This window comes from Actinomadura sp. 9N407, assembly GCF_044326315.1.
Taxonomy (GTDB): Bacteria; Actinomycetota; Actinomycetes; order Streptosporangiales; family Streptosporangiaceae; genus Spirillospora.
Window position 1 is genome coordinate 163,173 of the sequence record NZ_JBIRAW010000013.1, and the last position, 20,280, is coordinate 183,452.

Consider the following 20,280-nt stretch of genomic DNA (forward strand, 5'->3'; position numbering starts at 1 on the left):
AATCTCGGCGGGTTTCTGTTATCGGGCGCTGGCCCCAGGGTCTCCCAAAGCATGAATCGTTACGACAAGAGACCCGGCGATACGTTCGGCGAGGAGCGCCACGGCAGGCGCTCCGGTGCCCGGCCGCCCCAGGGCGCCCGGCCCCAGAGCGCCCGGCCCAAGGGCGGCCGGGGTTCGAGCGCGCGGTGGGCGGTGGCCGCGTCAGCAGCGGCCGTGGTCTCCATCGCCGTCGCCGGGACCGGGTACGCCCTGGCCGGCTCGGCCGAGAAGTCTCCCCGATCCCCGGCGGGAGCGGCGGACCGGGCGGAGCAGCCGGCGCCGGCGCCGGCACCGGCGACCACGACACCCGAGCGACCCGCGAAGTCCACCACGCCGACTCCGAAGCCGAAGCAGAAGAAGGCGCGCGAGAGCGCTTCGACGAAGCCTTCCCGCGCCACTCCGAGCAAGTCCCGCAGTCCGGCACGGTCACCGCGGCGTGCGGCGCCGGTCGACGCCTCGACGGCCGGGCAGGTCGTGTCGCTCACCAACGCCGAGCGCGCCAAGCACGGGTGCCGTCCCCTCACACTCGACGGCAGGCTGCAGAACGCGGCCCAGCGGCACTCGGCCGACATGGCCGCGCGGGGCTTCTTCAGCCACACCAGTCCCGAGGGCAAGAGCCCGGGGGACCGCATCACCGCGGCCGGGTACCGGTGGTCCACCTACGGGGAGAACATCGCCGCAGGCCAGCCGACTCCTTCCAGCGTCGTGTCGGCGTGGATGAAGAGCCCGGGCCACCGGGCCAACATTCTCAACTGCTCGTTCCGGCACATCGGGATCGGCCTTGCCCGCAAGGGCGGGACGCCCAATTGGACACAGGTCTTCGGGGCTCGCTGAACGTTCCCGGCCGGTCCGTCGCCACCCCGCGGTTCAGCGCGGGGTGGCGAAGACCTGGGTCCAGTACGGGCCGCCCGCGCCGGGGACGAGCCCGACGCCGGCTCGGGTGAACCGGCAGTTGACGATGTTGGCCCGGTGACCGGGGCTGTTCATCCAGGACGTCATCACGGAGGTCGCCGACCGCTGGCCCTTGGAGATGTTCTCGGCCCAAGAGCTCCAGCGGAAACCGGCGGCGTCGATCCGGTCTCCCGGGCCTTTGCCGTCCGGACTGGTGTGGCCGAAGAAGCCCCGTGCGGCCATGTCGGCCGAGTGGCGGCGGGCCGCGGTGGCCAGGCGCTGCTCCGCGCGTACCGGACCGCACCCGCGCCGGGCCCGCTGGGCGTTGACCAGTTCGATCACCTCGGTCCGGGCATCGGACGCACCGGGCGCCCGGGAGCGCCGCGGGGTCTTGCGGGGAGCGGGTTTGGTCACCTTCGCGGACGGGCGCCGGGACGGAACGGCGCCGGCCCTCTCGCCCGCTTCCGTCGCGGGTACGGGCGAGCGCGATATCGCGTTCTCGGGCCGGGGCGATTGCTCCGGCCACACCGTGATGGCGACGATCGCCATCACGACGACCGCGCCGGCGGCCGCCGCCGCTCGGCTGCCGCGCGGTAGCCGAGACCCGTGCCCGGTGGACGCGCCGACGGAGACGTCCGCCGGCATGGGCGGGAGTGAGGAGGCGGCCGCCACCAGTTCCTGCGGCGCCGATTCGAGCAGGACCGGAGTAAGCGGCACCAAGGCCAGGCCGGCCAGCAGCGCTTCGGCCGGGATCAGCCTCTCTCGCCCACGGCAGGCCCGGCAGTCGCGTACGTGCCGGGCGATCCGCTTGCGCCACAGCGGCGACGGCCTGCCGTCCCATCGGCTCGTCACCGCCGCCAGCCCCTCGCAGGCCGGCGATGCCGCCAGGGCCCGGACGACGACCCGTCCGGTGTCGAGCCGTTCCTTCATCCGCTTGACGCGTACGGCGGCGTGCCGGGGCGGCACCCCCGCCGCCACCGCCAGCTCCGCCCTGGTCAGGACCCCCGACGCCTCCTGCCACCACAGGGCCAGCAGCTCACGGTCGGGCTCCTCCAGCCAGCGCGTGGCCTCGGCGACCTCGCGGCGCTGCCCGTCCAGGCCCAGCCGGACGATCGTCGCCTCGACGAAGTCGGCGGCCGGGTCGGTCACCTGGGCGGCCTCGCCGTCCAGGCCGAGGCCCGGCCGGTCCCGCCGGGACCGCCACCGCCGGCGCACCTGGTTCATCGCGATCGCGACCAGCCAGGACCTGAAGCGCGTCGGATCGTACAGGCCGCCCAGCCCTCGCAGCGCCCGCAGCATGGTGTCCTGGACCACGTCGTCGACGTCCGCGTGCCCGTCCAGCGCACGGCCGACCACGTTGTAGACCAGGGGCAGGTACTCGCGCACGAGCCGTTCGCGCGCCGCCGCGTCCCCGGCCCGCGCGGCCACCACCAGCCGATCCAGGTCCTCCATGCCTACCTCTGCTCACCCTTCGCCTCGGACGCCTGGCGCGTCCGACCACCTCACAGGGGACCCTCCAGCCGCTCACGGATAACAGAAAACCGCCATACTCTCCCAATTCCGCGCTGCTTTCCTGAACTGCTCTCCCAAACCCACACTGCGGCTGCGGACGGGTCAGGTTCCGGCACGGTGCCGGCGCGGGGTCGAGCCGCGGACGCGTTTGAAGGCGACGCTGAGGGCGAAGGCGTTGGCGTAGCCGACCTGGCGGGCGATGGTGTCGATGGTCGCGTCGGTCTGGCGGAGCAGGTCGGCGGCCCGCGTTATGCGCCAGCCGGTGAGGTAGGTCATCGGCGGTGCGACCGCCGACGCGCTGCTCGCCGCCGCCACCGGGGACGGCCTCTACCCGGTGTTCGCCGCGTCGGCCGACGTCGAGGCGCCGATGGCCGCGACCCGCGACATCGGGGCAGAGGCGGCTCGGGCGCTGACGCGGGCCTGCCGCCGCTGCTGGCCGACGAGCTCGTCGAACTCTACGACGCCGAAGAGAGTGGCCTGCTCCAGCCGCGAGGCGACCGCCGAGTCCGCTGCACCACCGAGATCGAACGGACGCTGCGCCACGTCGTGGGCGTCGCTGCCTGAACCCGCACGCACCCGGACGGCGCGGCCGACGGCCTCACCCGGCGGCATCAGCGTCCCGCGCTGATGCTGGCCGGGTGGACCGGACGGTCAGGCGCCGTACCCGAGGATGGCCTTGGTCTCGAGGTACTCCTCGAAGCCGAACGCGCCCCATTCACGGCCGTTGCCCGAGTGGCCGTAGCCGCCGAACGGCGCGTTGAAGTCGGGGCCCGCGCCGTTGAGGTGGACGTTGCCGCTGCGGATGCGGCGGGCCATGGCCCTGGCGCGGTCGGTGTCGCCGGAGATGTAGCCCGACAGTCCGTAGACGGTGTCGTTGGCGATGCGCACGGCGTCGTCGTCGTCCTCGTAGCCGATCAGCACCAGCACCGGCCCGAAGATCTCCTCGCGGGCGATGGTCATGTCGTTGGACACGTGGGAGAACACGGTCGGCCGCACGTAGTAGCCGGTCTCCAGGCCGTCGGGCTTGCCGGGGCCGCCGACCTCGACCTTGGCGCCCTCGCCGACGCCCTTCTCGATGAGCTGCTGGATGCGGCCGTACTGGGTGGCCGACACGACCGGGCCGATGGTGGTGGTCGCCTCGCGCGGGTCGCCGACGACGATGCCGGCGGCGGCCTCGGCGGCGATGGCCGCGGCCTCGTCCATCCGAGCGGCGGGGACGAGCATCCGGGTCGGTGCGTTGCACGACTGCCCCGAGTTCGTGCACATGTTGGCCATGTCGCGCGTGATGACCGTCTGGAGATCGGCGCCGTCCAGGATGATGTTGGCGGACTTGCCGCCGAGTTCCTGGGTGACGCGCTTGACCGTCGGGGCCGCGGCGCGGGCGACCTCGATGCCGGCGCGGGTGGAGCCGGTGAACGACACCATGTCGAGGTCGGGGTGCGCCGACAGCGGGGCACCGACACCGAGGCCATCGCCGTTGACCAGGTTGAACACGCCCGCGGGCACGCCGGCCTCGTCCATGATCTCGGCGAACAGGATGGCGTTCAGCGGCGCCACCTCGGACGGCTTGAGCACCATCGTGCAGCCCGTGGCCAGGGCCGGGGCGACCTTGCAGGCGATCTGGTTGAGCGGCCAGTTCCAGGGGGTGATGAGCCCGCAGACCCCCACCGGCTCTCGCACGACGAGGCTGCCGCCGATCTGGCTCTCGAACTCGAAGTCGGCGAGCACCGCCCGCGCGGTCCCGAGGTGCCCCAGCCCGGCGAGGGCCTGCGCGGCCTGGGCGAGGGACAGCGGCGCGCCCATCTCCTGGCTGATGATGTCGGCCAGTTCGTCCAGGCGCCTGCTGTACACGGCGATGACGCTGTCGAGCAGGTCGAGCCGCTCCTGCCGGCTGGTCTGCGAGAACGTCTCGAACGCGGCCCTGGCCGCGGCGACGGCGGCGTCGACGTCCTCGGCGCCGCCCATCGCGATGGACGTGATGGGCTGTTCGGTGGCCGGGTTGATGACGTCGATCGTCTTGTCGGTGAGCGGCGCGACCCACTGGCCGCCGATATAGAACTGCTTGACGTGCTCCACGGACTTCCTCCTCGCGGTCCCGGGGTACCGGGGCCTGTCCGGGGCGCGGGCGGGTGCGCCGCGCTGGAAGCGTCCGGCCGCCCGACGCCCCGCCCTTCGACGATCGATATGGGGCTGACCATCATGGACGTTGCACAGACAACATACGGAACGGAGCGTCCATCGGTAAACGGTTGTTCAGCCATGGTGTTCAGCCATCGGACGCCGCGCGCCCTTCACCGTGCCGCCGCTCCCGTGCGGACGGCCGAGCCCGCCGGGGCCGCCTTCCGCGTGACAGGGCGGCGCCGGACCGGCAGGCCGAGCGTCGGGTTGGCGACGCCCCAGGCCGCGCTCTTGCAGATCACTTCCTTGTAGGCGGCGGCGAGCCTTCCGGTCAGGACCGCGCGCCGGGCGCGGTCGTCCGCGGTGACGTACTGGATCAGGCCCTGCTTGCGGCCCAGCGAGATGCACTGGTTGAAGTAGCGGATCGACGCTTTGGGGAGCTTCCGGCCGGTCAGGCGCGCCGCGATCGCGTCGGCGGCCTTCCAGGCGGCCGGGGTGCCCGAGGCGCACGACATCCGCAGCGGCTTGTCCCCGGGGCCCATCGCCAGGGCGGCGTCCCCGATGGCGTACACGTCCGGGTGCGAGACCGAGCGCATGGTCTCATCGACCACGATCTGCCCGGTGCCGCTGACCTCCAGGGTGGTCGCCTTGGCGATCGGGTGGACGGCGAAGCCGGCGGTCCACACGGTGACGTCGGCGGGGATGGCCGTGCCGTCGGCGGCATCGACGCGGTTCCCCTCGACGCCGGTGACGGCGGTGTGCTCGTGGACGGTGATGCCGAGCTTGCCGACGACCTTGCGCAGGTGCTCACGGCCCTTGGGGGCGAGCCAGTCGCCGAGGGCGCCGCGGACGGCCAGCGCGACGTCGAGGTCCGGACGGGCCTCGGCGATCTCGGTCACGGCCTCGATGCCGGTGAGGCCGCCGCCGACGACGACCACGGTCTGCCCGGCGCCGAGGCGGGCCAGGCGCTCGCGCACCCGGAACGCCCCGGCCCGGCTGGCGATCTCATTCGCGTGCTCCGCGGCGCCGGGGACGCCGTGGGAGTCCCAGCCGCTGCCCAGCGCGTACACGAGCGTGTCGTAGGCCAGCTCTTCGTCGCCGTCCACGCCGGTGACGGCGACGGTCCTGCGGTCGACGTCGACGCCGGTGACCTTCGCGAGCCTCAGTTCGACGCCGGTGCCCGCGAACATCTCGCTGAACGGCCGTTCCTTGAGGTCCTGGCCGGTGGCCAGCTGGTGCATGCGGACCCGTTCCACGAAGTCGGGCTCGGCGTTGACGAGGGTGATGGCGACGTCCTGGCGGCGCAGCCGCTTGGCGAGGCGGCCGGCGGCGGAGGCTCCGGTGTATCCGGCGCCGAGGACGATGATCCGGTGCTCCATTTTCCTGCCCCTTGTCTCGGTGGGTTCGACCCTTGAACCGGGCGGCCCGCCGTTTCCTGACAGGAATGCACTGTGAAGCACCTCACATGGAGGTCGGTAGGGCGTGGAAGCAGAGGCGTGGACGGCGGGCTGGGTATCAGAAGGCGTGGATCAGGGGCTCGCCGTGGTCGGAGGCCGCCCAATGCGCCGTCGTGCGTTCCAGCTTGTCGGGGTTGACCTGGCTGCGGGCCGCGGCGATGCCCTCGGCGGTGACCTCCAGGCACATGACGCCGAAGACCCGTCCGTCCACCACGGCCACGACGGCGGGATCGCCGTTGGCGGTCGAGGCGTACACCTCGGCGGTACCGCCCAGAATGGCGTGCTTGGCCTTCCCGGGCTTGAACAGCCCCCGCAGGAACTTCGCGACCGCGACGGCGCCCTCGTACGCCCTGGCGCGGGCCGGGACCTTCCCGCCGCCGTCGCCGATCGCGGTGGAGTCCTCGGTGAGCAGGCGCACCAGCGACTCGGTCCGGCCACTGGTGGCGGCCGCCAGGAACTCCTCGACGATCCGCCGGGCGGCGGTCTCGTCGATCTCGACGCGGGCCCGGTCGTCCGCGACGTGCTCCTTGGCGCGGTGCAGGAGTTGCTGGCTGGCGGCCTCGCTGATGCCGAGGATCTCGGCGATCTCCCGATGCGGGTAGTCGAAGGCGGTCCGCAGCACGTACACCGCCCGCTCGCCGGGGGAGAGGCGCTCCATCAGCGTGAGGACCGCGTACGACACCGATTCACGCTGCTCGGCGGTGTCGGCCGGGCCGAGCATCGGGTCCCCGGCGAGCAGCGGCTCGGGCAGCCATTGGCCCACGTACGTCTCGCGGCGCGCCCGGGCGGAGGTGAGCTGGTTGAGGCACAGGTTGGTGAGGACCTTCGTCAGCCATGCCTCCGGGACCTCGATGCGGTCGATGTCGGCGGCATGCCAGCGCAGGAACGTCTCCTGTACGGCGTCCTCGGCCTCCCCGGCGGAACCGAGCATGCGGTAGGCGATGGCCTCCAGGCGCGGCCGGGACGCCTCGAACCGGTCGACATCCTGCGCAGTCGAGCTCATGCCCCCGATCCTAATTCCCACCCAGGAACCGGCAGCGCTCGATGTCGGGGTGCCACCGGCGCACCCGCCCAGACGAGACCGTTCAGGATCTCAAGGGAGACCGTGCAGGATGGCCTCCCGCACGTCGTCATTGGCGAGGTAGTGCCTGGCCCCGTGCGCGGCCCACTCGCCCACGACCACCTCGGCGTCGTGGCCTATGCCGTCGAATTTGAGCGCGAGCGTAGGCGGTACGGCGACGAAATCGCCGATGTCTGCCAGGTTGACCCAGCGGCGTACCCCCGGAGGACGGCTGCCACGTCCCCCCTCAGGAGACGGCTTGAGCCGGTCGAACACCACGGTCGGCATACCGAGCGGGCTGCCCAGCGTGATCAGCAGGTCGACATGGAGGTCCGGCCGGCTCCAGAGCGTCTCGTAGGCGATGACACTGCCCAGGGAGTGAGCGATCAGGACGCGCGGGCGGTGCTCGGCGACCGCCGCGGCGAGGGTCTCCTGGGTCCGGGCCCGTCGCCGCGGCTTGGACTGGTAGCAGTTGACCTCCCGGCAGAACGCCATCGCCAGGACCCGGGCCTGCGGCCCGAATCTTCGAGTGATCATTTCCGCCGCGGCGCGCGCCCGGACGGTCCGGGTCCCCTGGGCGATCGGGACCGGTCCCCCCGATATCCGCTCGGTCAGCAGGTCGCCGACCATGATGAGCATGTCCTGTTCGTCGTCGTCGAGCGTTTCCGGATCGTCGGGTGATTGCGCCGTTCCGCGATGCAGCAGATGTGAGTAGTAGCAAACGCGCAAGGCCGCGTCGGAGGGCAGGACGCCACCGAGCGCCTCGGCCCAATCATCGGTCATCGCAGCGGCGGCCGCGTCCGCGTTCTTTCGATGACCAGAGTAGTAACCGTGGTTCCAGATGCCATGGATGCCGAGTATCGAGTTCACGACTCCTGTGTATCCCGCGGCGGGGATGCCGCCATGAGTCCGGCGGCGGGTCTCCGCTCGGCGCGAGTACCCACTCGGCCTGAGTACTCAGGGTGTGGTTTCGAGCAGTGACAGCATGCGACGCACCGCCCTTGTCTCAGAGGCGCTCAGCGGCTCGGTATCCGGAGCGGTCTCACCGCCGGTTCCGGTTTGCCGCAATGCTCGCCGCAGCGATTCCCGAGCCCGTTCGGAACGTCCGGCCATCGCGGCGATCCGGCCCGCTCGCGCCAAGGTACGGGCCCGGTCCGGAGAAAGGGCCAGGGCGTTCTGCAGTTCGGTGTCCGCCTCGTCGAAGCGGGTGAGCAGTGCCAGGCTCAGCGCGCGCGCCGATCGTATGTCCGCGCGTTCGCCCGGAAGCAGGTCTCCGTCTCCTTCGCCGGTCCGGGCAAGGTCGAGGGCCCGGTCCAGATCGGTGAGCGCCGCAGTGTGCAGGCCCATCTCGGCACGGACCTGACCGCGTCCGGCCAGTGCCCGTACGGCGCGGCGGTCCTGCCGGAGCGCCTGGCCGAACGTGACCTCGCCGTCCGCCGGGTGGCCGGCACGCCACAGGGCGTATCCGAGCCCGGTCAGCGCGGTCGTGTTGGTCGGGGCGCGCTCGACGGCCTGCCGGTACAGCCCGATGGCGGCCGCATGATCGCCGACAGCGGCGCGCAGGCTGGCGATCTGGCTCAGCACGCGCGCCACTCCGTGCACGTCCTCCAGCAATGCCAGCGGTGCCAGTGCGGCGCGGAAGCCCTCCTCGGCGGAGGCCAGATCACCTTGCCTCCAGGCGGCGCTCGCCCTCTCGAGGAGGCCGTGCGCGCGCATCCGTTCGCCGCGTTGGGCGGGCGGGCATGGCGAGGTCACGGGGGTGAAAGCGGACGAAGCGAAAACGCCGCTCATTGTGGCCCCCTGCTCGAAGGTTCGCCCCGTCGAGCCTCTCCGGTAAGGCGGCATACGTCAATCGCCGAATCGGTTCGGTTCGTCATGCCGTCGAGACCTGGGAGAGCTGCCACGACCTGGGAGTTTAGTGGAGCGCGTGGCGGCTGTGGCGCAAGTGTTACGGCTGCTTGTGGCCAGAGAAGTGTTACCCGGCACGGGAGAGAATCGGACTTCGGGGGGATGAAGGACATTATCGACTAGCTGCCTGTGAGAGCGTGAGCGGTCATACAATGACCTCTAGTTTTTTTGGTCGAGCAGTGTCGACTCTCGGGTGCGACTCCTGGAAAGCGATGTGGTGACTGGTATGACGCATGGTGCCAGTATCGGACCGGACGCGCGGCGGAATCCACGAAAGATCTGGGGCCGCGAGGTGCCCTTCCGCAACCCGCACTTCACCGGCCGTGAGACCGAGCTGGGTGTGCTGCGTCAACGGCTGACAGGTCACGCGTCCGCGCTGGTCGGCCAGCCGGCCGAGCCGATGTACGGCTTGGGCGGCGTCGGCAAGACCGAGATCGCCGCCGAGTACTGCCACCGCCACGGCGATGACTACGACCTGGTCTGGTGGATCAGGGCCGAGCAGGAGGAGACCATCCGCAACGCCCTGGTCGCGCTCGGCAGCCGGATGGGTCTGCCCGAGTTCCACAGCCAGGAGCGCGACTACGCCGCCGGAGTCGTCCTGGACGCGCTGCGCGTCGGCGATCCGTACGAACGATGGCTGCTGGTGTTCGACAACGCCGAGATGCCCGATGTGGTGTCACGCTTCCTGCCTCAGGGGACGGGTCACGTCATCATCACCTCCCGCCTGTCGGAGTGGCAGACGTCGCTGCGTTCGAAGGGCCTGGAGATCTCCGAGTTCGACCCCGCCGAGACGGTGGCGTTCCTGCGCCGGCGCGTCGACCGGCTCGCCGAGACCGACGACCGGGACGAGAACGGCCGCCGTGTCGCCGAGGCCACCCGCCTGGGCGACACGCTGGGCAACCTGCCGCTCGCCGCCGAGCATGCCGCCGCCTACCTGGTCGAGACCGGCACGCGGGTGGAGGACTACCTGGAGTCCTTCGACAAGAACGCGCACGACCTGCTCGGCCACGACGTCGACATCTACTATCCGCACGCGGTCGCCACCACCTGGAGCGTGTCACGCGCCTCCTTGACTCCTGGGGCGGGGGCGCTGTTCCAGCTGCTGGCCTTCTTCGCGCCCGAGCCGGTCTCCGAGGAGATCCTCGTCCGTCCCGGTCACGCCCAGCAGATGCCCGAGGATCTGCGGCCGGTGGTCGAGGACCTGGCCGAGCTCCGCCGCGCGGCCCGTGAACTGGCGCGCTTCTCCCTCGTCCGGATCTACGGCCTGCGCAACGTCGTGCAGATGCACCGGGTGGTGCAGCGGGTCACCCGGAGCAGGCTGGAGAAGGAGAACGCCGGTGAGGCGGCGGACTACCGGACCGCGGTGCACACTCTGCTGGGCGCGTCCGACCCCGGCTCGCCGGACAACGAGGCCAGCGACGCGTTCTACGAGCGCTCCTTCCAGCATCTGATCCCGTCCGGATCCCTGGAGTCCCGGGACACGATCGTCCGCGCGCTCATCATCAACCAGGTCCGCCGCATGCACCTGCGGGGCGGTTATCGAGAGGGACTGCTGCTCGCCGAACGCGCTCTCGGCGTCTGGCGGGCCGAACACCGCGACGACGATCTCCAGGCGCTGGCCCTGCTGGTCGAGTACGCGACGACACTGCGCCTGCTCGGCAGAATCGACGAGTCCTACGAATTGAACCGGACGGCCCTCACCGGCCTGGTCGAGGGCTTCGGCGAGGAGAACGAGGTCTATCTCAAGGCCGCCCGCAACCATGTGCAGGGGCTGCGGTTGCTGGGCCGGTACCAGGAGGCTTACGAGTTCGACAGCGGACTGCTGCAGTTGTACGAGCGTGTGTTCCGTCCCGAGCACGTCGAGACGCTCAATCTGCGTAACAACATCGCCATCGATCTGCGCTGCCTCGGCCGGTTCGAGGAGGCCCTGCGCTACGACCAGGAGAATCTCACGCAGCGCCTGCACGCGTTCGGACCGACCAACACCATCACGCTGACGTCCAGGTTCGCGGTGGCGCGGAACCTGCGCCGCCTGGGGCGCTATGAGGAGTCGCTCGACGAACTCCGGGCTCTCGTCCGTATCGCCGCCTCCGAGGACAAGTCCTGGGGGACGATCCGGATGCTGTCGGAAACGGATCTGGCGGTCTCGCTGCGCCGTCTGGGCCACTACGCCGAGGCGCGCGCTCAGGGTGAAGAGGCATACCAGCGGCACCTGTCGGTCTTCGGCCCCACGCACCGCCAGACGCTCCAGGTCGCGGTCAACCTCATCAACGACCGGCGGCTCGCCGAGGATCTGCCCGCCGCCGACGAACTGGGCCGCGCGACCCTGGCCGGGCTCCAGAAGGTGGCGGGGCACGAGCACCCCAACACCCTGTCGGCCGCGGTGAATCTGGCGGTCGTGCTGCGCCTGCGCGGCAATCCGAACGAGGCCCGGGAGCTGGACGAGCGCGCGTTGGAGATCTTCGAGCGCGATCTCGGCCCCCGGCATCCCAGCAGCCTCGTGGCGGCCACCAATTTCGCCAGTGACCTGAACGCGACCGGCGATGTGCGCCGCGCCCGCGACCTCGGGGAACGGGCCATGGAAGCCGGCACGGCCGTGCTGGGCGCCGATCATCCGGCCACCCTGGCCACGGCCGCCAACCTCTCGATCGACCGGCAGGCGGTCGGCGACGAGGAGGCGGCGGCCGCGCTCTACGACGAGGTGGTCACCCGGTACCACCGGGTTCTCCCCGAGCACCCGCAGACGCGCCTTGCCGTCCAGCGCGGCAGGATCAGCCTGGACATCGAGCCGATGGCGACCTGACCCGGCCGGCCGACGTGCCTCAGGACCGAGCCCCGTCCCGGTGGAGCGCACGGTGGGAGGCCGCGGCCGCGTCCGCCTCGCGGAGGACGTCGGCGGGCACGCCGCCCGGACCGGCCAGCTGGTCGGCCCATGCCGAGAGCCGTTCCTCCATGGCCGAGCCGAGCACCCTGCCCACGTCCGTGAGTGCCGGATCGGTCCGCAGCTCCCGGACGGTCTGCAGCGTCGGTGTCACCCACCGCGCCAGCCGCCGGTCGGCGAGCGCGCGGTCCGCTTCGGGCCCGCAGCGGCGATGCCGCCGCCAGAACGCGCAGATGCCCAGGTAGGCGAAGCATCCGTGCAGCCTGCCGGGCAGCGGGCGCGGATCGTCCCTCCAGGGGGCGTATCTGGTCCGGCCCGCTCCGTCGGTCAGCGGAGCGAGGTCGTCGATGGCGACGAGCACCAGATGCTGGAATTCGTGGACGAGATTCTCGGCGAAGGCGAGCGGGTCGGCGGGCAGTGACAATCCGACCGCGCCGAACGCGGACCCGAAGGTGGCGCTGACCACCTCGCCGTTCGGACCGCTCCTGAGCGGGACGATGGTGCTGATCCCGGCTTGTACGGCGGCGGCCGTTCGCGGATGGAATGTCACGAGCAGCCGCCAGCAGGCCGCGAACCGTTCCCGCCAGAGGGCCAGTTCCGCGTGCTGCGGAACATCGACCGGGCATCCGTAGACATCGAGGAACGGGTCCAGACCGTCGAGCGCGATCTGGATCCGCGCATCACCGTGCTGTGCGCGGAGCACGGGAGCGTCGTTCGGAGCCGACAGGGTGGCGAAGTGGGCCGGATCGGGGCGGCCGCCCGCGGTCAGCAGCCGCAGGGAGTGCACGGCCCATACCCCGGCGGACGGCCGGGAGAAGGGGGCGTGCGCGGCGGGCGGATCGAGGCGTTCGGCCCTTTCGATGTCGCGGAACAGATCGTCCAGATCAGGATCGGCCGCTCGCCGGCGCAGTGCCTCGAAGAGCAGCTTGTTCTTGCTCGACTGCGCCGCCCGCAGCCGCTGGAGCAACTCGGGGCCCGGCCGCCCGTCGGCCAGCTCTCCCAGGTCGTCCGGGATCAGGCGGTGGTTGGCGGGCACGTGTCACGGGCGGCGGCGCCGCGATCGCGGGTCGTCCGGACAGCGGGCTCGCCTCCCGGCTGGCCGTTGTTGAAGAGCGCACAGGCGGTGGCGCGGGAATCGACGAAGCCGTCGACCACGGCCGCCAGTGCCGCGTCGTCCAGGGTACGGAGCAGAAACAACGGAGAGCCGGACAGATCGGCGATGATCGATTCGAGGTCAGGGCCGAACCGCTCCATCGGCAACCTCCTCAGCGAGAGGGAATCCCCGTGATGATACGTCAGGAGACCGCCGGAATTAATCTTCGCTTCCCGCACCTGTGTCATGTGACGCATTTCCATTCGAAGGAATTGGCCGCCCCTCGTTTAGGGCCATCCGTATCACCTCCTGCCCCATACCCATGAACACCGTGCCCGGTCCGGCCGCCAGCGCCTGCACCGATTCGGGAGTAGCGAACGTGTGGACCCGCTGCCCGGCGTCCAGATCGGTGACGGTGAGCCTGGCGTCCCGCCCGGCCGACACCGCGAGCGTCAGGTCGCCGACCGTCAGGCAGTCCAGGGCGGTGACCGGGGCACTGTGGGCACGCATCGGATCGCCGGCCTGAAGTCCCGTTTGCGGATCCCAGACGCGGAGCATCCCCTCGGCGCCGCCGGTCACCAGCCGTGGCCGCCGGTCCATGCGGACGCAGGCCAGAACGCTCGCGCGCTCGTGTTCCGGCCCGTGCCCGACGCTGATGGAGGGCAGGTCCGTCCGGGCCAGATCCCATAACCGGCAGCCACCGTCCGCGGTCAGCATCACCATCGCGGTGCGACCGCCCATGCCGGGGAGCATCCGCAGGTCCCGTGGCTCGCCATGGCCCGTGGCGAACGACAGGAGAGGGCGCTCATCCTGCAAGTCGGCGATCCTGATCACGCCCCGGCGGTCCGCGACCACGGTCACGTCGCGGCCGTCCATCCGCGCCCAGCACAGCGCACTGACCGGCCCGGACGATCCCGGAATCCGGCGGCGGACACGACCGTCGGCGGCGTCCACCGCGAAGACGTCGCCTTCCGGCCCGCTGGCGAGCAGCACGGGACGCCCCTGCAGAAATCCTGACGCCAGTGCCGAGGGTGCGAAGAGGATGTCGCTGAGCAGCGTGGCAGTTCGATCCGCGTGCCAGATGGTGAGGCGGCCTTGCCCGTTCAGAGCGGCGAAGGCTCCGGTGCCCGTGTCCGGCGAGGCCGGCACGACGGTGGTGACCGGAGCGCCGTCGCTCACCGGAGGGTTCTCAGGACCGGCGCCGGGGAGCCAGACGCGCAGGCCGTCGTCGCCGCCGGTGACGGCCACCGGATGACTCTCCCAGTTCAGGAATGCCGACGCCGTGACCGCGCCGCCGTGCCCGGCGTAGTGCTCCCTGCGCGGATGCGCGGCCCCGTCGGCGCGAGCCAGCATCACCGGTCCGCCCGCCGTTCCGACGATGCCCATCGCCGGCTCATGGCCGAGAGCGAATGCGTAAGTGGTCGGCTGGGCATCGGCCGGGAGCAGCCGTGGAAGCGACCATGGAAAGGCCATGCCCGACTCGGAAGGAGTCTGCGCCGTCTCCCCGGTGACGGGATCCCACGCGTGCAGTTCACCGTTCCGGCGCTGAACGAGAATGGAGCCGGAAGGGCCCTGCCACAGGGCGTGGGCCGGAGAATCCGCGAGATGGATCGTGGCCACCACTTGGCCGACCGAAGGCGTCAGGGAGCCTCCGATCAGGTCCGCGGCTTCGTCCGGCAGCGGACGGTGACCGGGAGTCCACAGGGAGAGCCAGCCGTCCTCCGTAGCGACCCCCAGCGCGTCATGCCCGGCATGACGTGTCGCCAGAAGAGCGGTCACCGGAGAGTTCCCGGCGACCAGTGCCGGACGGCCGAACGGCGCCATCGCGGCCAGGTCCCACCGCCGGACCGTGCCGTCGGCGCCTCCGGTCACCGCGATGCGGCGCTCGGGAGGGCCGATGCACTCGACGGCCGTGACGCACGCGGTGTGTCCGGTCCACCGTGGCCCCGCCGGCCGGGCATCGCTCAGGTCCCAAACGGTCACCGTCCCGTCCCGGCCACCGGCCACCAGGACCCGGCGGTCGTTGAGCGAGGTCACCGCCATCGCGCCGGCGGGCGCCGAGCCGAGCGCCGGTCTCAAGGGCGCGCCGAGTCGCAGATCCCATTCGCGCGGCGGCCCGTCCTCGGTCGCCACTATCACGGTCGGCCGTTCCCCGGACGAGGGCACGACGGACACCACGGCGCCGCCGTCAGGCCTGACGCTCGCCAGCAGGGCCGGGCTCACCTGGCTTCCGGTGGCCATGACGGGGCGTAGCCGCATGCCTCGTGCGAAGCCGTTGGCCGCATACGGAACACCATGTCTCGCGGCGTCCACCGCGAGGACCTGCCGGCGCTCGTCCGGGCCCAGGCGCCGGTGCCGGGGGAATGAGGTGCGGTAGATCGCGGCGAGCCGGCGGGCCTCGGCGCCGGCGGCGCCGGTCAGATGCGGCAGCAACACCGCCGGGTCGGCGTGGGCGAGGAACTCCGGATCGGTGAGCAACTCGTCGAGACGGTCCGCGGCGGCCGCATGACCGGCGGCATGCCTGGTCGCGTACGGCGTCGCGAGTCGCCAGTCACCGGTGTGCACCCGCTCGAACACCTCCCCTTCCAAACGCTCGTCCCGCAGTGCGTCGGTCAGGCTCTGGTGGTACAGCCTGTACAGCGTCGTACCGTCGACGTCGACGGTCTGCCGCAGGTAGAAGCGCGCTTCGTGAAAGGCGTCGCGGACGTCGGTGCCGCCGTCCTCCTCGAACAAGGGCAGGATCCTCTCGACCAGGTCGAGCGGCATCCCGTCGCCCTCCGCGTACGACAGGGCGGTGAGCACGGAACGCAGCCGGGGGCGATCGCTCAGCTCGATCCTGAGGACGCCCGGCAGCGTGCGCGGTACGCTGCCGCCGAACTCCGCGGCACGATCGGGATCGTCGATGGGTCGCCGGGTCAGCAGGTTGGTGTACAGCCCGGCGACCAGGAACGCCCCCCAATGATCCCTCTCCCCGGATCCGGCCGGTTCGGCGGTGAGGGCGGTGGCGACGGCTCTCGCGAACGCCGTACGGGCCCCCAGGCGAGCCCGGCTCCGATAGGTCTCGTCGAGCGAGAGCAGGGCGTTCACATAGCGCTCGATATCGGTGCGGGTCTCCTCGCGCGGCCGCTCGTCCAGGTCGAGCAGGCCCCCCGCGGCCGCCGCGGCCTCGCGCAGCCCGGCGAACCGGTCCCAGGGCCGCATCCCGATCAGGAGCCGGCAGATCGGGGAGCCGTCGGCGCGGCGGGTGCGCACGATGAGGAGCAGGCCTTCGGTGAGAAGGTCGTACCGCACGGCCTCGTCCAGCGCGTCCACCACGATGAGTGGCGGTTCACCCTCGCGGGTGCTCAGTTCCTGGACGAACGCGGCCCAGTCCGCCGGGGCCGGACTCATCGACAGCTGCCCGGCGAGAGCGGCCAGGACATCGGCCTCACCGCGCTGCCGCGCGTGGACCACTGCCAGGGCCTCATGCTCCGAAGGGGAGGGGCGTCCCTCGGACCACCACAGGTGCTGCGTCGGTTCGCGCAGTGCCGGGTGGGCCGCGCAGACCAGAAGGCCCAGCAGCGCCGACTTCCCGACGCCGGGGCTGCCGGTGACGACGCGCAGGTCGCCGTCCCGCTCACCGTCCATCCAGGCCGCCAGATCGGCCAGCGGCTCGGTCCGGCCGGTGAAGCAACCGGTCAGCGCGACATCGGCGGTGTGGCCGCGGCCGCTGGCGCGGCCCGCGAAATGATCGGGGTCGAGCCCCGGTACGTTGATCGACTCTATGAGGTCATCGAGGAATCCGCGGGCGAGGCCGTCACTCCGGCGCCGAACCGAATCGAGGGGATCCGGCCGGTAGTGGGGATGGGGGAAGAAGGGCGGTGCGTCGGCGTCGCACAGTTCGACCAGACCCCCGACGACATTCTGCTCGTAGCCTTCCTCGGCCTTGACCAGGGCGTTCAGTTCGCCGCGCACGTCACTGGCGATGGTGGTGAGCGGAACGTGCGCGACGGAATGGTGGATGTCGCGCTCCCCCTCGGCGATCCTGTTCAGAACATTGGCGACCGCCCGCGTGAAGCGACCATCGAAGGCGGCCCTGTCCGGCTCGGCGGCCCCCAGCATCCAGCTGCGTGCCGGCTGGCCGGGCTGCCGTTGCGGCCAGGCGGCGATGCCGGCGTTGCACAGGTCCAGCAGGAAAAGCGTGCACGGACCGGAGAAGTGGTCGATCTCCTTCATCCAGTCCCCGACTCGGGTGCGGCTGGTGTGCGCCCCGTCGGCACCGATCACATAAAGGTCGCCTACACCTCGGGTCAGGCCGTGGCCGAGAACCGCCACGACCAGCAGATCGTCCCTTTCCGCCTGCTCGATGAAGGCGTACACGCTGTCGCCGAGCCCATCGGCGGTGAGATCGCTATCCTGAGACTCTTGGACCAGAGGCACGATCTCGTATCCGAACCGCTCCAGAGCGGCGCCCAGTTCTTCGGTTCCCAGCGCGGCCGAATCGAGGTCTTCCCATGCAGCGGTGCTGAAAGCCGTGACCGCGATGCACAATGCGCGCCGAACCCGATCATCCCGGTTCGGTGGAGTCTCCCGAGCTGGATCCATGGACCACCCGCATCGCCGCCTGTAGTGATCGTACGCATTTGTCTGGATCTGGGCGACAAAAGGGTGAATTGGCGGAAGTGTGGTCAGTCGCTGACGCGGCTACGGTTCTGGTACGCGAGGTCCTCGTACTCCGGGTGGCGGCGCAGCCAGGCCGCGATGAACGGGCAGGTGGCCAGCACCGGCAGCCCCCGTTCGCGGGCGTCGTCCAGGGCCGCGCGGGCGAGCGCCCCGCCGATTCCCTTCCCCTCGTACGCGGGCTCGACGACGGTGTGCGGGTAGACCACGAGCTTGTCCGACCGCATGTACTCGGCGAATCCCGCGAGGGAGCCGTCGATGTGCGCCTCGAAACGGTGCCGGTCCGCTGCGTCGGTGATGGTGACGTTCATGATGATGCCTTTCGACGGCGCCGGTACGGACGACGAGGTCGTCCGTTGCATGCGAGGAGCGGGCTCAGAGGCCGGTCGGTAAGCCGGCCTCGTGCGCGAGGATGGCGGCTTGGACGCGGTTGGCGCAGTCGAGCTTGGTGAGGATGCGGCTGATGTGCGCCTTGGCGGTGCCCGCGCCGATGTAGAGGTGCTGGGCGATCTCCGCGTTCGACAGCCCGGCGGAGACCAGCCCGAGCACGTCGCGTTCGGTGTCGGTGAGCCGGTCGATCCGGCGTTTGGCCGCCTGGGCGCCGTCGTCGCCGGCCAGGAGGTGGCGTTCGATGAGCCGGCGGGTGATCTGCGGCGCGAGGATCGACTCGCCGGTGGCGGCGGCGCGTACGGCCTGGATGAGCTCGGTGGGGCCGGTGTCCTTGAGCAGGAAGCCGATGGCGCCGGCCCGGAGCGCCTCGGCGACGTTGCGGTCGTCGCCGAAGGCGGTGAGCATCGCGATGTTGGTCCGCGGGGACCGGCGGGCGATCTCCGCGACGGCGGTGATCCCGTCGCCGCCGGGCATGTTCACGTCCAGCAGGGCGACGTCGATCTCGTGCTCGCCGCAGGCGCGGACGGCGGAGGGGCCGTCCGATGCCTCGGCCACGACCTCGATGTCGTCGGCGTGGTCCAGGATCAGGCGGATGCCGGCGCGCATGAGTTTCTCGTCGTCGGCGATGAGGGTCCGGATCACCTGATCATTCTAGGACCCGCGTGACGATCAGCAGGACCGTCCCGACCGCGACCGGGACGGTCGCCAGCGCCCCCAGGCATCCGGCGCCCAGTGCTCGGGGCAGCGTGAGCACTTCGGCGTCGAGCGGCGCGGGACGCTCGGGCTCGTCCCGGAGCGTTCCGAGGCCGGGGGAGGCGGGCACGGGCGGGTGGGGAGGGAGGACGGCCATGACGCGGAAACCGCCCTCGGGTGTGGGCCCGGCGGTGAAGGCGCCGCGAAGCAGAGCGACCCGTTCCTCCAGGCCGACGAGCCCCTGGCGGGTGCCGGGGAGACGGTGGCTCGCGCCTTGCACCGGGCCGTTGACCACCCATACGCGGACACGGTCGGCCTCGCTGGTCACCTCGACCCTGGTACGCGCGGACGGGGCGTGCTTGTGCACGTTGGTCAGCCCTTCCCGTACGACGCGGTGCACGGCGTGACGCGTCCGCGGATCGGCGGAGTCGAGGTCCGCGCCTGACCACGCCAGGTCGGCCTCGATGCCGGCGCGGCGGGACCCGTTCACGAGATCGGCGATATCCGCCCGGGTTCCGGTGCGCTCGCCGGCGGTGTCGGGGGCGCTCTCCAGGGTGTCGCGGAGAACCTCCAGGATGTCGCGCAGCTCGGTCATCGCGGTCGCGGCCGTGGTACGCAGGAGCTCCGCCTGGCCGCTCAGCTCGGGGGCGTTCTCGGCGGTGGTGAGTTCCAGCGCTCCGGCGTGCATCGATATCAGGCTGAGCCGGTGCCCGAGCATGTCGTGCATCTCGGCGGCGATGCGTGCGCGTTCCTTCATGCGCGCCTTCTCCCCGGTGAGCACCCGGGCCCGTTCCAGGTAGTCGTTGCGTTCACGCAGGACGCGGACCACCGGCCGGCGCCGTCCCAGCAGGCCGCCGGAGAGCGCCGGAAGCAGGAGCAGCAGCCCGGCGCTCACCGCGTAACCGGCGAGCACCTCGCCGAGCCCGTGCGGCTCGCCGATCTCGGCCGCGACGAGGAGGAGCGCATCGGCGCCCGCGACCAGCAGCACCGTCGTCCACAGGCGCCGGGCGGGACGGATGCGCCGGGCCGCCGAGTACGTGACGGCGGGCAGGAGCGCCAGTGCCCCGATGTTGTCGCCGGCGAATATCGGTGCCGTGGCCAGCAGCGTCGCCGCCGGCCAGCGCCTGCGGGCGGGGACCAGCAGCGCCGCCCAGCACGCGCTCGCCGCGGTGGCGGCCACGTGGCTCGGAGACAGCGGTGACATCGAGAGATGAAGGAATCCGATGGCGAGCGCCACGAGGAAGAAGGCCAGTTCGCGGGCCACCACGCGGCGCGGCGCGGAGCGCACGGCGTTCCGCGCCTCCCGCACCTCGCGGGCGGCGGCCGCGACGGCTGAACGGGTCCTTTCGGCCGGCGGGGAGATCTGCGGCCACCTCACCTTCGACTGGTCGGCCTGAACACGCTTCATTGTCGATGAACGACCGGCATGCCGGAGCCTGCCGATCTGCTCGCACATGATGGCCGATCGGCCACGAGCCCGGGCCGATCGGCAGGCGCCCCGGCGCATGCCGCGTTCCTAGGCTGCGTCTCAGTGATCAGCCGAAGGGACGGAACCATGCGCGTTCAACGGGAACCGGCC

Annotated in this window: 16 protein-coding genes; 2 read left to right on the forward strand and 14 right to left on the reverse strand. The window is 71.3% G+C overall.

What is annotated here, in order from left to right; translation table 11 throughout:
• The first annotated feature begins 51 nt into the window (after positions 1-51).
• Entirely contained in the window at positions 52-873 is an 822-nt protein-coding gene (locus ACH34Q_RS22195) for a CAP domain-containing protein (protein WP_395984919.1), read from the forward strand.
• Positions 874-906: 33 nt separating this feature from the next.
• Here the strand turns inward: ACH34Q_RS22195 and ACH34Q_RS22200 are convergent, their stop codons facing one another.
• The 8 genes from ACH34Q_RS22200 to ACH34Q_RS22235 form a co-directional block, all read right to left on the reverse strand.
• Positions 907-2,382 carry a sigma-70 family RNA polymerase sigma factor gene (locus tag ACH34Q_RS22200; protein ID WP_395984920.1) on the reverse strand — a complete coding sequence of 492 codons (1,476 nt, stop codon included), beginning with the start codon at positions 2,380-2,382 and terminating at the stop codon, positions 907-909.
• 162 nt (positions 2,383-2,544) lie between these two features.
• The gene (locus tag ACH34Q_RS22205; protein WP_395984921.1) at positions 2,545-2,757 is read right to left on the reverse strand and encodes a helix-turn-helix domain-containing protein; all 213 of its coding nucleotides are present in this window, start codon (positions 2,755-2,757) and stop codon (positions 2,545-2,547) included.
• 12 nt (positions 2,758-2,769) lie between these two features.
• The gene (locus ACH34Q_RS22210) at positions 2,770-3,054 is read right to left on the reverse strand and encodes a hypothetical protein (RefSeq protein ID WP_395984922.1); all 285 of its coding nucleotides are present in this window, start codon (positions 3,052-3,054) and stop codon (positions 2,770-2,772) included.
• A gap of 39 nt (positions 3,055-3,093) precedes the next feature.
• Positions 3,094-4,518, reverse strand: a complete 1,425-nt coding sequence (locus ACH34Q_RS22215) for an aldehyde dehydrogenase family protein (RefSeq protein WP_395984923.1) — start codon at positions 4,516-4,518, stop codon at positions 3,094-3,096.
• A gap of 215 nt (positions 4,519-4,733) precedes the next feature.
• Positions 4,734-5,939, reverse strand: coding sequence for an NAD(P)/FAD-dependent oxidoreductase (locus ACH34Q_RS22220; RefSeq protein ID WP_395984924.1), 1,206 nt, complete (start codon positions 5,937-5,939; stop codon positions 4,734-4,736).
• 136 nt (positions 5,940-6,075) lie between these two features.
• Complete coding sequence (locus ACH34Q_RS22225; RefSeq protein WP_395984925.1) at positions 6,076-7,020, reverse strand: RNA polymerase sigma-70 factor; 945 nt, start codon at positions 7,018-7,020, stop codon at positions 6,076-6,078.
• 90 nt (positions 7,021-7,110) lie between these two features.
• Positions 7,111-7,947 carry a hypothetical protein gene (locus ACH34Q_RS22230; RefSeq protein ID WP_395984926.1) on the reverse strand — a complete coding sequence of 279 codons (837 nt, stop codon included), beginning with the start codon at positions 7,945-7,947 and terminating at the stop codon, positions 7,111-7,113.
• A gap of 87 nt (positions 7,948-8,034) precedes the next feature.
• Positions 8,035-8,868 (reverse strand): tetratricopeptide repeat protein, encoded by an 834-nt coding sequence (locus tag ACH34Q_RS22235; RefSeq protein WP_395984927.1) that lies wholly within the window; start codon positions 8,866-8,868, stop codon positions 8,035-8,037.
• 343 nt (positions 8,869-9,211) lie between these two features.
• Between ACH34Q_RS22235 and fxsT the strand changes: the two genes are divergently transcribed.
• Positions 9,212-11,788 carry an FxSxx-COOH system tetratricopeptide repeat protein gene (gene fxsT / locus ACH34Q_RS22240; RefSeq protein ID WP_395984928.1) on the forward strand — a complete coding sequence of 859 codons (2,577 nt, stop codon included), beginning with the start codon at positions 9,212-9,214 and terminating at the stop codon, positions 11,786-11,788.
• Between the two features lie 19 nt (positions 11,789-11,807).
• Here the strand turns inward: fxsT and ACH34Q_RS22245 are convergent, their stop codons facing one another.
• From ACH34Q_RS22245 to ACH34Q_RS22270, 6 genes are all read right to left on the reverse strand, one after another.
• Entirely contained in the window at positions 11,808-12,902 is a 1,095-nt protein-coding gene (locus tag ACH34Q_RS22245; RefSeq protein ID WP_395984929.1) for an aKG-HExxH-type peptide beta-hydroxylase, read from the reverse strand.
• Positions 12,881-13,120 (reverse strand): hypothetical protein, encoded by a 240-nt coding sequence (locus tag ACH34Q_RS22250; RefSeq protein ID WP_395984930.1) that lies wholly within the window; start codon positions 13,118-13,120, stop codon positions 12,881-12,883. The genes ACH34Q_RS22245 and ACH34Q_RS22250 overlap by 22 nt, the downstream gene beginning before the upstream one ends.
• A gap of 58 nt (positions 13,121-13,178) precedes the next feature.
• Positions 13,179-17,378 carry a WD40 repeat domain-containing protein gene (locus ACH34Q_RS22255; protein ID WP_395984931.1) on the reverse strand — a complete coding sequence of 1,400 codons (4,200 nt, stop codon included), beginning with the start codon at positions 17,376-17,378 and terminating at the stop codon, positions 13,179-13,181.
• 248 nt (positions 17,379-17,626) lie between these two features.
• A complete protein-coding gene (locus ACH34Q_RS22260) occupies positions 17,627-17,929 on the reverse strand; it encodes a GNAT family N-acetyltransferase (RefSeq protein WP_395984932.1) in 303 nt (100 codons plus the stop codon).
• A gap of 64 nt (positions 17,930-17,993) precedes the next feature.
• A complete protein-coding gene (locus tag ACH34Q_RS22265) occupies positions 17,994-18,650 on the reverse strand; it encodes a response regulator (RefSeq protein ID WP_395984933.1) in 657 nt (218 codons plus the stop codon).
• Between the two features lie 4 nt (positions 18,651-18,654).
• Positions 18,655-20,109, reverse strand: a complete 1,455-nt coding sequence (locus ACH34Q_RS22270) for a sensor histidine kinase (protein WP_395984934.1) — start codon at positions 20,107-20,109, stop codon at positions 18,655-18,657.
• Positions 20,110-20,280 lie beyond the last annotated feature (171 nt).

Excerpts from the sequence above, each read along its gene's own strand:
- ACH34Q_RS22270 (WP_395984934.1), bottom strand. The coding sequence starts at position 20,109 with ATGAAGCGTGTTCAGGCCGACCAGTCGAAGGTGAGGTGGCCGCAGATC.
- fxsT (WP_395984928.1), top strand. The coding sequence starts at position 9,212 with ATGACGCATGGTGCCAGTATCGGACCGGACGCGCGGCGGAATCCACGA.
- ACH34Q_RS22200 (WP_395984920.1), bottom strand. The coding sequence starts at position 2,382 with ATGGAGGACCTGGATCGGCTGGTGGTGGCCGCGCGGGCCGGGGACGCG.
- ACH34Q_RS22210 (WP_395984922.1), bottom strand. The coding sequence starts at position 3,054 with ATGCCGCCGGGTGAGGCCGTCGGCCGCGCCGTCCGGGTGCGTGCGGGT.
- ACH34Q_RS22195 (WP_395984919.1), top strand. The coding sequence starts at position 52 with ATGAATCGTTACGACAAGAGACCCGGCGATACGTTCGGCGAGGAGCGC.
- ACH34Q_RS22260 (WP_395984932.1), bottom strand. The coding sequence starts at position 17,929 with ATGAACGTCACCATCACCGACGCAGCGGACCGGCACCGTTTCGAGGCG.
- ACH34Q_RS22235 (WP_395984927.1), bottom strand. The coding sequence starts at position 8,868 with ATGAGCGGCGTTTTCGCTTCGTCCGCTTTCACCCCCGTGACCTCGCCA.
- ACH34Q_RS22220 (WP_395984924.1), bottom strand. The coding sequence starts at position 5,939 with ATGGAGCACCGGATCATCGTCCTCGGCGCCGGATACACCGGAGCCTCC.
- ACH34Q_RS22225 (WP_395984925.1), bottom strand. The coding sequence starts at position 7,020 with ATGAGCTCGACTGCGCAGGATGTCGACCGGTTCGAGGCGTCCCGGCCG.
- ACH34Q_RS22250 (WP_395984930.1), bottom strand. The coding sequence starts at position 13,120 with ATGGAGCGGTTCGGCCCTGACCTCGAATCGATCATCGCCGATCTGTCC.